Consider the following 11675-nt stretch of genomic DNA (forward strand, 5'->3'; position numbering starts at 1 on the left):
TTAAATATTGGCGACCAGTTTGCAAGATCAATTGTATATGGAAGATATAAAGTTATACCCATTCATGCTGAAGTTATCGCTCAATGTGAAGAAATTGGGTTTGATTATATGGGCTCAATAATATGGCAAAAGAAAACCACCATGAACACCACAGGTGGAGCAAATGTTATGGGGTCTTTTCCTTATCCGCCTAATGGTATTGTAGAAATTGATTATGAATTCATTCATATCTTCAAAAAACCTGGCAAGAATAAAAAGGTTTCAAAAGAAATTAAAGAAGCATCCAAACTCAGTAAGGAAGAATGGAAAGAGTATTTTTCCGGCCATTGGCATTTTGGTGGGGCAAAACAGATTGGTCATGAAGCAATGTTTCCAGATGAACTACCAAGAAGGCTTATCAAAATGTACTCCTTCGTAGGAGATACTGTTTTAGACCCGTTTCTTGGAAGTGGAACTACTGTAAAAGTTGCTCTTGAGCTTAAAAGAAATGCTATTGGTTATGAAATAAATAAGGATTTTCTTAAAATAATAAAAGAAAAACTGGAAATAGAAAACTCTCTATTTAAATTCAGAAATCCTAACATTCAGATAATAGAAAGAAAGAATAATACATTGAACTTACCACCCATAAATTACACTCCAAGAATTAAAGATGCAAACTCCCTAATAGATCCTAAAAAGTTAAAATTCCAAGGAGAAAGATTATATAAAGTTATAAAAATCCCTGATGAGGAAACTATCCAATTAGATACAGGATTAAAGGTTAAATTTCTTGGAGTAAGTATAGAAGATAAAAAATCAGCTCTTCACTATTTTCAAAATTATTTGTTAGGAAAATATGTTTTTTTAAAATTTGAGAATGATAAATTTGTAGATAAGAATACTATAAAGGCTTATGTTTATTTAAAAAATAAAATCTTTGTAAATGCTTATCTTATAAAATCTGCGCTAGGTAGACCTGACTTATCGGTAAATCATAGATACAAAGAAAAGTTTCTCAAGCTCTGGAAGGAGTTAATGAATGAGTAAGGAATGGATATTAAATATTGCTACAAATAGATGGGGACTGAATAAGAAAGATAAGGTTGGTCCTGTGGCACAATGGATTCGTGAATGCTCTCCTAAAACAATAATTGATTGGCAATCTTTTTACTTTAAAAAACTTTCTGAATTTCTTAAAGAAAAGGGGATACCTTTAAATCCACAGGATTATCTTAAAGACTTAGGTCAAAAATTATATACAAAAATAACAGAAGTATTAAGAGCTGAAATAGAAGATATTACAGAAGAAGAATGTATTGAATATATCAAAAACCTACTGATAAATAGAACTTATGATGGTTATATAACTGAAATTAACACAATTTATGGGCAATTGCAGAAAATTTTAAACATAACTATAAAACCTGCTCCTGATGAATGGGATAGACTTTATAATGTAGATTTTTATATAGAAGTAAATAAGAAATTTATAGGGTTGCAAATAAAACCGATAACTTATGAACAAACCCCGGAGGTTCATAAATGGAAGGAATGGCTTACTAAAACACATAATAAATTTGAAAGGGAAAAAGGAGGCAAAGTTTTTATTATTTTTTCCGTAAAAAAGGAAGGTAAAAAGATAATTTATAATCCTGAAGTGATAGATGAGATAAAAAAAGAAATTGAAAGACTTATGAGGCAATAAAATGAAAAGAAAAATCAACAACTTGGAAGATATAAAAAACCTTTTAAAGGACCTACAACCTGAACTTGCAAGGAAATACAAAATCAAAGAAATAGGTATATTTGGTTCCTGGGTAAAGGGTGAGCAAAAGAGAAACAGCAACCTTGATATTCTTGTTGAGTTTGAAGAAAATGCTGAAATTAGCCTTTTTGACTTTATAGAAATTAAGGAGTATTTGATTAAAAAAATAGGTGTAAAAGTTGATTTGGTGGAAGAAAAGGGGATTGAAAAGTATATAGGTGAGGAAGGATGAAAACGTTGCTGGGTATGAGAAGATTCTATCAAAGCATAAAGGGGCGACATAATGTTTAAAAAAATTTTGAAACAACTGGAGAGTTAAAAATGAAAAATCTCACAAAGAAGGTTTTAGTAAATCTGATTGAGGAATTAAAAAGATATCCGGAAGTAGTTGGAGTTTATCTTTTTGGTTCTTACGTAAAAAATACTACCACACCACTTTCTGACATAGATATAGCAGTTATTCTCAAAGATCCTGACCCCAAAAAAGAGGCAGACATCGGGAGTATATATTCTGAAAAAATAGATCTTGTGCTTTTCCACAAATTACCGCTTCATATAAAATTTGAAGTCTTAAAATTTGGCAAAGAAATATTTGTAAAAGATGAGGAGTATCTTTTTGAGCTCAAACTTAAAGTTTTGAAGGAATATCTTGAAACAAGATGGCTTTATGAAAGGATAAAATCAGAGGTTCTTAAATGAAACTTGTAGAAAACATACTTAGGTTTGAAAGACACTACAGCAAAGCAGTTCAATTGAAAGATAAAGACATTACCGATTATTTTATTTACAACACACTTGCTATGGATTGTTTTCAGGCTGTTAATGCTTTGATAGAGATGGGTGAGATTATTGTGACTAAAAATAAAATCGGCTTTCCATCAACATACAGAGAAATTTTTGAACTCCTTTTTAAGGAAGAGATTTTAACAGAAGAAGAATTTGAATCTGCTAAAAGACTATTATATTTTCGCAATCTTATATCCCATGAATATTATAGAATATCAGAAAGTGAGCTTTTGGAAATGGTTGATTTGCTTGAAAAGATTAAAGAGTTTGTAGAAAGGATTAAGAAAATAGGAGGAAAAAATGAATAAAGAAAAAACTAAAACATCCTCAAATTCCTTGGAGTAAAATGGCTGTAATGAGAGATATATTAATTCATGAATACTTCGGTATAACTTATGAGAGAGTGTGGGAAACAGTTAAAAGAGACATTTCAAAAATAAAACCTTTAATTGAAGAAATTTTAAAAGGAGGTTAAATAAAAATGAATAGAGAACAAGCAAAAAAATTAATTATTGATACCTTTGAAAAGTCCTTTGATATAAGTCGATTCATTAGGTTCCTTAAAAATCTTCTCAAATCTTATGAAGAAAAGACCTTCTCCTATCAGGGCAATTATATTCCTGATGCATTTGAAAAATATATAGGTTCTTTAGAAAGGATCGGTAAATACACCTACGATGATAAAGAGATTGATTTATTGATTGTTCAGTTAAAAAGAGAAACTTCGCTTGAGCGAGCAAGGACAATGCAGAGGAACTTTATTGCCTGGTATTTAAAGGGCTCAAGGGGTGGAAAATTAAAAGATGCTGCACTTGTTGCCTTTGTATCTCCTGATTCAGAAGATTGGAGATTTTCCCTTGTTAAAATGGATTATCGCTTTGAAGAGACACTCACTGGTAAAATTAAAGTTAAAGAGGAATTCACGCCTGCAAAAAGGTGGTCATTTCTCGTAGGTAAAAATGAGAAAAGTCATACCGCACAATCAAGATTTTTGCCAATCCTTGAAAATGATAATTGGAAACCAACCCTTGAAGATTTAGAAAAAGCGTTTGATGTAGAGGTTGTAACAAAAGAGTTTTTCGAAAAATATAGAGACCTCTTTATAAAAACAAAAATAGAACTTGATAAAATTGTTAAAAAAGACAAAAAAGTAAAACAGGAATTTGAAAACAAAAATATCAATACTGTTGATTTTACCAAAAAACTCCTTGGTCAGATAGTCTTTCTTTATTTCCTGCAAAAGAAAGGTTGGTTTGGAGTTGAAAAAGGAAAGCCCTGGGGAAGTGGTCCAAAAGATTTTATGAGAAGATTGTTTAATAAAGAGTTTGGAACCTATCAAAACTTTTATAACGATATTCTTGAACCACTATTTTATGAGGCACTCCGAACAGATAGAAGTGCAGTTGACCATTACTATAGCAGATTCAATTGTAAAATCCCATTTTTGAATGGTGGACTTTTTGACCCTATTAATAATTTTGATTGGGTGAATGTTGACCTTTTAATTCCAGATGAACTTTTTTCAAATGAAAATAGAACCAAAGAAGGAGATAAAGGTGACGGAATACTTGATATTTTTGATAGATACAATTTCACTGTAAATGAAGAAGAACCTCTTGATAAGGAAGTTGCTCTTGACCCAGAACTTCTAGGAAAAATTTATGAAAAACTTAATGCCATAAGACCTGACAATTTTGACGAGTATGTGGAAGTTTTAAAATCTGGTAAAAAAGGAGAAGAGACCAAGTTTAATAAAGAATATGGAGTTTATTACACACCGAGAGAGATTGTCCATTATATGTGTCAGGAGAGTTTAATAAATTACCTTGAGACAGAACTTCAGGGTAAAGTATCAAGGGAGGATTTGGAAAAATTTGTAAAAATTGCAGATTCTGTCCAAGAAAATGAAGAAGTGATTGAGGAAAAAGGGAAAGAAACAAAAACTTATAAATATAAACTCCCGGAAAGTATTAGAAATAACGCTAAAATTATTGATGATAAATTAAAAGACATAAAAGTTTGTGATCCTGCAGTTGGTTCAGGTGCTTTCCCAATTGGTATGATGCATGAAATTGTAAAATTAAGGCAGCTCCTTTCTGTATATATTGGAAGAAAAATAAATACTTACGATTTAAAAAGACACTGTATAGAAAATTCGCTTTACGGAGTTGATATAGACCCAGGTGCAGTTGAAATATGTAAATTAAGATTTTGGCTCTCCTTAATTGTGGATGAAGAGGACTTTTATAATATAAAACCTCTTCCAAACCTTGATTATAAAGTTGTCTGTGGGGATTCACTTTTGGGATTTCCTGAAAATTGGGGCTCACCAATTGAAAAGGAAATTGAGAGTCTGATGGAACAATATTTTAATGAAACAAATCCTTCAAAGAAACAAGAGCTTAAAAATAAAATTGATGAAAAAATTAGATACCGGTTTAAACAATCAGAACAGATTTTTGGTTACAAAATAAATTTTGATTTTAAGCTATTCTTTCCAAAGGTATTTCGCGAAAAAGGCGGGTTTGATGTGGTGATTGCTAATCCACCGTATATTGATTCTGAAACTATGGTGAAACGAGGTCTTAGCCAAGAAAGAGAATATATAAGAAAAAATTATAAACTTGCTAAAGGAAATTGGGATATTTATATTGCTTTCTTTGAAAGAGGATTAAAATTATTATCCCCTAACGGGAGTTTAATTTATATCACTCCGGATAAATGGTTAACTAAACCGTTTGGTAAAGAGTTAAGGATACAAACATTACCTTATTTGTCTACTATTGTTAGATGTGGTAGAGATGTGTTTGAGACTTCACTTGTGGATTCAGTAATTACTCATTTCCTTTCATACACTACTGATTTTATAGAGGTTTATGAATTTATAGATGGAAAAATAAAACACAAAATTAATTATGACAAAAGAGAACTTAGCCCTCCTTATAATTTAGATATTGTATTTTCAAGTTACCTAAATTTATTGCGGAAAATTGAAGCTCAACCAAATAAATTTATAAATTTTGGTTATTGTGAGAATGCCTGTGCCACCTCTGACGCATATAAGTTGAAATCATTGATTTTAGATTTGAATAAGCAACATTTTGATGATAAAAAATATTTTAAAGTTGTGAATACAGGTACTATAGGGAAATTCCATATTAAATGGGGTTATCAGAAAATGGTTTACATTAAGGATAAGTATCTTCGTCCTGTAGTAGAAAGGAAAGAATTTATTAAAAGGTTCAATAAAACATACATCAAAAGAGCTTTAAGCAAAAAAGTAATTGTAAAAGGTATAAACCTATTGGAAGCTTGTATTGACTTAAATGGACAAATCATCCCGGGTAAATCAACTTTAGTTGTATTAAGCGAAAGCCAAGACAATTTGTTGATAATTTTAGCATTTTTAAATTCAAGAATGCTGCAATTCTACTTAAATGAGAAGTTTCAATTTTATAGTTATAATTTAGGAGTTAATTTTACCCCAGATATGATAAATAATATACCGATGCCCAATCTTTCTGATAATCACAAAAAAATTTTTATTTCCCTTGTCTCCCAAATCCTCTCTCTCACCCAATCAGATGATTACCTCTCTAATCCTCAAAAACAAGCAAAAGTAAAAGAACTTGAAAAAGAAATTGACAAGTTAGTTTATAAACTTTATGATTTAACAGAGAATGAGATAACAATAATAGAAAGTAATTATTAAATATGAGGGACTTATTTGGAAATGAAATAGTAGAAGATCCAATCGAAGTAAATATTTATGCGGATGAGATTCAATCAAAGGAATGTCCTTACACAAAAGAACAATGGTTTTATATTGGCATCATAGTTGAAGATATTAAAAATTCATTATTAGACGATATTATAAGAATTAGATATTGCAACAACTTTGATAAAACGTCACCTTACTATAAGAAAAACAACCGAGTAATACATTGGGTTGAAATAAATGATGCAGATACAAAAAATATCTGTAAAAGATGGTTTGAGTATATTTTAAACCCGGGAAAAAGCGAAAGAAAATTTTATACCTATATTTTAGGTATTAATAATTCAAAATTAAATGAAGAAAAATTTGGTGGCACTGATTTTAACACGAGATATAATAGATTTTTTAGATCTACTATATTGTATGCACTAAAGACATTTTTTCCAAATAAGAAAATAATAGTTAAAAATATTTTTCATGAAAAAGGGCCGCAACAATGTGACGAATATTTCCCATGGCATTGTATATACAAAATAACTGAAAGAGAAGAAAATATTGATTTTGAATGTGATGAAATTTTATTTCTTCCTAAGGATCATAAAGAGGATGAAAGATCAAATATTATACAACTTTGCGATGCTTTTATGGGAGCTTGTATCTCTATAATTCATGGAATTAAAGAAAGCAAACGATCTAAATATAAAGAAGAATTAATGGACTTAATTTTACCCTTGATTACAAGGATGATAGACGAACCTCAAAATATAAATAGTAAGTACTGCCATGCTAATAGAATAATGATAAGATTTTTCCCAAAACACAAAACTGCACCAGATCACATAAACAAAGTACAAAATCAATTTTATACCAGGAGACAACTATACTATTTTGAAAAAAAAAGTGGACAAATTAGATTATTTTAGTTTGATCCACTGTCAGCCATAAATTTCTTGATAATATTCTTTATACTACCCTTGGATTCACACAAGAAAGAAAAGAAATTTACTGTGCTGTAGCAGAACTTTTTAAAATTGGTTAGAAAAAGCAAGAAGTGTGTCAATTTTTCACAAAGGTGGATTACAAGGAATATTTAATCTATACAGTCTATGGTTCAACCCTTTTTTGATTCTAAAAATAAGATTCAATTTTTAGAAATTGTCCTATTGCTTCATTTAAGAAAATTCAAAAATTGAAAGATAAAGAAAAGATAAAAAATCTCATTTTGTAAAGTAGGATTCAGTGGGGTAAGAAAAAAATACTGCAAATTTTGATTCCTCATAAGAATGAATAAATAAGTTCCTAAAATTTAATAACTAAACCACTAAAAAATTCCTTACTTCAATACCCAAAATTGCTTTAAAAAAAGTTTTAAAATGATATAAAAAATCACATAAGAGCTTTAAATAATTGAAACAATATAACTTCATTACTAATTGAGACTATTATTCTTTGAGTTATATACAAAGTCTAATAAGTAATTAAATTAAACAAAAAATTACTTTGAAACTTTAAAAATTGAATTTCATAAAAACCTTACCCCAAAATATTAAAATAAAATCTTTTCTTTTTTGTTTTTAAAACTTTTATACCTACACAAGGAGGTAAAATATGATTGATTTAAACAAATTACCACCCCTTATCCCAAGAAAAGTTTTATTCGGCGAACCTGAAAAACTTAATCCTCAAATTTCCCCTAACGGAAAAATTTTATCATACCTTGCACCTCATAACGGAGTCCTAAATATATGGATTAAAACTATCGGAAAAGATGATGATAGACCAATTACTGATGAAAAAAAGAGAGGAATTAGATTCTACTTCTGGTCATATGATAATGAAACTATCCTCTATATTCAGGATTCAGATGGTGATGAAAACTGGCATCTTTACGGTGTAAAAATCAAAACTGGTTTAATAAGAGATTATACACCCTTTAAAGGCATTAAGATGGCAGAACATATCGCAATGGAACCGGAGTTTCCTGATAAAATATTAATTCCATTAAATATAAGAAATAGAAGTTTATTTGATGTATACAGTTTAAATCTTAAAACAGGAGCTATCAAACTTGTTGAAGAAAACCCAGGTGATGTATCAGGACTTACGATTCCAGGTGGCTGGCTTATTGATCATAATTTAAAAGTTCGCGCATGCACAAGTATGAAAGAAGATGGAAGTGTTGAACTAAGGATAAAAAGAGGTAAAAAATGGAAAACATTTATTGTATGGAACATTGAGGATAGTTTTTCCTCACCAATTGCTTTTACTCCTGATAATAAAAAACTTTATATTGTAGATAGCCGGGACTCAGATACTTCCTATATTGCAGAAGTTGATTTAAATACAGGTGAAAAAAATATACTTGTTCATGACCCCGAATATGATATAGATTATTCTCCTGATTATTTTCTTTTTCATCCAAAAACAAAAAAATTACAGGCAGTATGCTATTTAAAGGAGTATCAAGAATGGAAAATTCTGGACAAAGAAATAGAAAAAGATTTGGAATTTTTAAACAATTTCCATCGTGGAATTCCTTTTATTTTAAGCCGTGATATTGAAGATAAAGTATGGCTCATTGTCTACAATTGTGATAATGAACCAAGAAAATATTATTTATACGAAAGAGACAAAAAGAAAATTAATTTCTTATTCAGTTCAAGACCTGAACTTGAAAAATATAAACTTTCAGAAATGAAACCTTTCAAGATAAAGGCAAGGGATGGACTTACACTTCACGGATATATAACATTCCCAGTAGGTGTTGAACCCAAAAATTTACCAATGGTCGTTGTCCCTCATGGTGGTCCATACTATCGCGATTTCTGGGGATATAACGGTGAAGTCCAATGGCTCAGTAACAGGGGTTATGTTGTTTTACAGGTAAATTTCCGTGGTTCAGTTGGCTATGGTAAAAATTTTGTAAATGCAGGTGATAAAGAATGGGGAGGTAAAATGCATGACGATGTTATAGATGCTGTTAACTGGGCAATAAAAGAAGGTATAGCAGACCCTAAAAAAATTGCAATTTATGGCGGTTCTTATGGTGGCTATGAAGCACTTGTTGGCGCCACTTTTACACCTGATTTATTCTGTTGTGCAATATCAGTATGCGGACCATCTAATCTTATAACATTTATTAACTCAATTCCTCCATACTGGAAACCAATGAGGAGTTTGTTCACAAAAAGAATAGGTGACCCTGAAAAAGAAGAGGAATTTTTAAAATCTCGTTCCCCATTATTTAAAGTGGATAATTTAAAGATTCCTTTACTTATTGCACATGGAGCAAATGATCCGAGAGTTAAAAAAGAAGAAAGTGAGCAGATAGTTGAAGCTGCAAGAAAAAAAGGAATTGATGTTGAATATATACTATTTCCTGATGAGGGGCACGGACTTGTTAATCCTGAAAATAGACTTAAATTTTTTGAAATTGCAGAAAAATTTCTGGCAAAACATTTAGGAGGAAGATTTGAGGAATGAATATAGGTATATTAATTTGTTCTGAGAGGAAAAAAGGTAATTCTGAAACACTTGCAAATTATATAAAGAAAAAATTTTCGGATTTATCCTTTGAATTAATTTTTTTAAGAGATTTTGAAATAAAGGAGTGTGATGGTTGTATGAGATGTGTCTTTAAAAAAGAAAAATGTAAAATTGAGGACGACCTTTATAAACTGATTGATAACATAACTAAAAATGATGCTCTCATACTAATTGCTCCTACCTATGTTTTAACAATCCCTGGAAAATTAAAAATGGTTATTGATAGATTTTTGTGTATATACGAAATTATAAAAGATTTAGAAATAAAACCTGCTATGAGTATAGGTGTTGCATCTCCCATTGACTGGGATCAGTTTGAACTTCCTTTTATGAATATATTTTTACTTTCTCTCGGTTATAAAGCTGTTGATAGTTTTTTGTTATACGGTGCAGGACCAGGAGAAGTTTTACTTGATGAGAATTTATATAAAATTGATGAAGGAATAAATAAAATTTTGAATTTTCAAGAAAAACCTTACGAATCAACCATTTCTGATAGATGTCCTGTTGATTATAATAAAAATTTTGAGCATATCGAGGGAGAAAAATTCAGATGTCCTTTTTGTTTAACTCCCTGCTATTTAAGAAATAACTCTTTCTATTTTTATGAAAAAGACTTAAATAAAAATAGATGGACAAAAGAAAAAATGAAGGAACATTTTGAAGAATGGATTTTAAAAACTAAAGAAAGATTTAAGGAATTACTCCCCAAGATAATAGAAAGTAAAAATAAAATTGGATTATAAAATGCTCTATCTATCTTTTATTTTACTTTTCCTTTCTTCTTGTTTTAATAAAAAAAATTTTTTAATTCAGGTTAATAAAAAGGGAGGAATTATAGGAATCTATGAAGAATTTATCCTGATAAATAATGAGTTAATTTACAGAGATAAAAATAAAAATATTGAAATTTCATCAAAAATTCCAGAAGATAAAATAAAAACAATTAAAGAAATTATAGGGAATCTAAAAGAAGGCACCTTCGGAAGATATTACCCTGATTGCATAGTTTATGAAATTATTTTAAAAGATAAAAAAATTATATATATTCCAGGACTTGAAACAAAAGAAGAAAATCTTGATAAATTGATTGAAATTTTAAATGAAATTATTCTAAAATAAAAATTAATACAAAATGAATTACAGTTTTTATTATTCTTTTCTTGTTTTAATCTTTTTTTTCCAGTTATTTAATTATACAGTAGATATTGAAAAATCCCCATTCTATAAAGAAAATACAGAATTTCTTCTTGATAGCTGGAAATATAATTTTGGCTTGAAAACTCTCGGTGGTGGGTATATAAGACATATTTTACTTTTAACTGATTCTAATATCATAGATATAGAAACAAATCAAATTTCACATACGCCCGGTTACACAAGGGTTTCCTATATTTCTGAAATTTTGGAAGGATATATTGAAGAGAGTTCAGAGGAAAAAATTTTAAGATTACCCTTAGAGTTAATAGCAGTTGTTATTCTTAGCAATCTATTACCTTCACCAGAGAAAAGGATGCAGGAAGAAATTAAAAAAGTTATAAACTTAACATCTAAAAATCCAACTGCTGAAAATTTTATCAATGCTATAAAAGTTATACTTAAAGGAAGTGAAGTAAAACATGTATGGAAATATAAGGAAATAACAAATATTGATATTAAAAGAAAAAGAAAGGAAGTTCATTTCAAATTTGTATCAAATGAGAAAAAGCAAGATTTTATATCAAAATATGAAAGCGAGGAGAAAGCTCAAATGATTGAAAATATTTTGAAAAATTTATTAACTCGTAAGAGGGAAAACATAAATAGTGAGTAAAATTATTTATTAATTTATAAAAAAATTTCTTGCTATTCAGTGCTTAGAAATTCAGTAATTATCAC

Annotated in this window: 12 protein-coding genes; all 12 read left to right on the plus strand. The window is 29.4% G+C overall.

Annotation, left to right across the window (positions count from 1 at the left end; translation table 11 throughout):
* On the plus strand, window positions 1–1029 hold a 1029-nt coding region (locus ABIN73_04385), incomplete at its 5' end, for a site-specific DNA-methyltransferase (GenBank protein ID MEO0268963.1).
* Window positions 1022–1687, plus strand: coding sequence for an MjaI family restriction endonuclease (locus tag ABIN73_04390; protein ID MEO0268964.1), 666 nt, complete (start codon window positions 1022–1024; stop codon window positions 1685–1687). The genes ABIN73_04385 and ABIN73_04390, both read left to right, overlap by 8 nt.
* 1 nt (window position 1688) lies before the next feature.
* Window positions 1689–1979, plus strand: a complete 291-nt coding sequence (locus ABIN73_04395) for a nucleotidyltransferase family protein (protein MEO0268965.1) — start codon at window positions 1689–1691, stop codon at window positions 1977–1979.
* Between the two features lie 89 nt (window positions 1980–2068).
* Window positions 2069–2446: a nucleotidyltransferase domain-containing protein gene (locus tag ABIN73_04400; protein MEO0268966.1), complete on the plus strand. Its 378-nt coding sequence runs from the start codon at window positions 2069–2071 to the stop codon at window positions 2444–2446.
* On the plus strand, window positions 2443–2841 hold the full coding sequence (locus ABIN73_04405; protein ID MEO0268967.1) for a HepT-like ribonuclease domain-containing protein: 399 nt from the start codon (window positions 2443–2445) through the stop codon (window positions 2839–2841). The genes ABIN73_04400 and ABIN73_04405 overlap by 4 nt, the downstream gene beginning before the upstream one ends.
* A 47-nt stretch (window positions 2842–2888) precedes the next feature.
* Window positions 2889–3008 carry a HepT-like ribonuclease domain-containing protein gene (locus ABIN73_04410; protein ID MEO0268968.1) on the plus strand — a complete coding sequence of 40 codons (120 nt, stop codon included), beginning with the start codon at window positions 2889–2891 and terminating at the stop codon, window positions 3006–3008.
* Window positions 3009–3014: 6 nt separating this feature from the next.
* A complete protein-coding gene (locus ABIN73_04415; protein MEO0268969.1) occupies window positions 3015–6245 on the plus strand; it encodes an Eco57I restriction-modification methylase domain-containing protein in 3231 nt (1076 codons plus the stop codon).
* A gap of 2 nt (window positions 6246–6247) precedes the next feature.
* Window positions 6248–7174, plus strand: coding sequence for a hypothetical protein (locus ABIN73_04420; protein MEO0268970.1), 927 nt, complete (start codon window positions 6248–6250; stop codon window positions 7172–7174).
* A gap of 685 nt (window positions 7175–7859) precedes the next feature.
* Window positions 7860–9734, plus strand: a complete 1875-nt coding sequence (locus ABIN73_04425) for a S9 family peptidase (GenBank protein MEO0268971.1) — start codon at window positions 7860–7862, stop codon at window positions 9732–9734.
* Window positions 9731–10543, plus strand: a complete 813-nt coding sequence (locus ABIN73_04430; GenBank protein MEO0268972.1) for a flavodoxin family protein — start codon at window positions 9731–9733, stop codon at window positions 10541–10543. The genes ABIN73_04425 and ABIN73_04430 overlap by 4 nt, the downstream gene beginning before the upstream one ends.
* Window positions 10533–10919 (plus strand): hypothetical protein, encoded by a 387-nt coding sequence (locus ABIN73_04435; GenBank protein MEO0268973.1) that lies wholly within the window; start codon window positions 10533–10535, stop codon window positions 10917–10919. Before ABIN73_04430 ends, ABIN73_04435 begins: the two co-directional genes overlap by 11 nt.
* 13 nt (window positions 10920–10932) lie before the next feature.
* Complete coding sequence (locus ABIN73_04440; GenBank protein MEO0268974.1) at window positions 10933–11610, plus strand: hypothetical protein; 678 nt, start codon at window positions 10933–10935, stop codon at window positions 11608–11610.
* The last annotated feature ends 65 nt before the right edge of the window (window positions 11611–11675 follow it).

The organism is candidate division WOR-3 bacterium (assembly GCA_039804025.1).
Classification (GTDB): Bacteria; Hydrothermota; Hydrothermia; order Hydrothermales; family JAJRUZ01; genus JBCNVI01.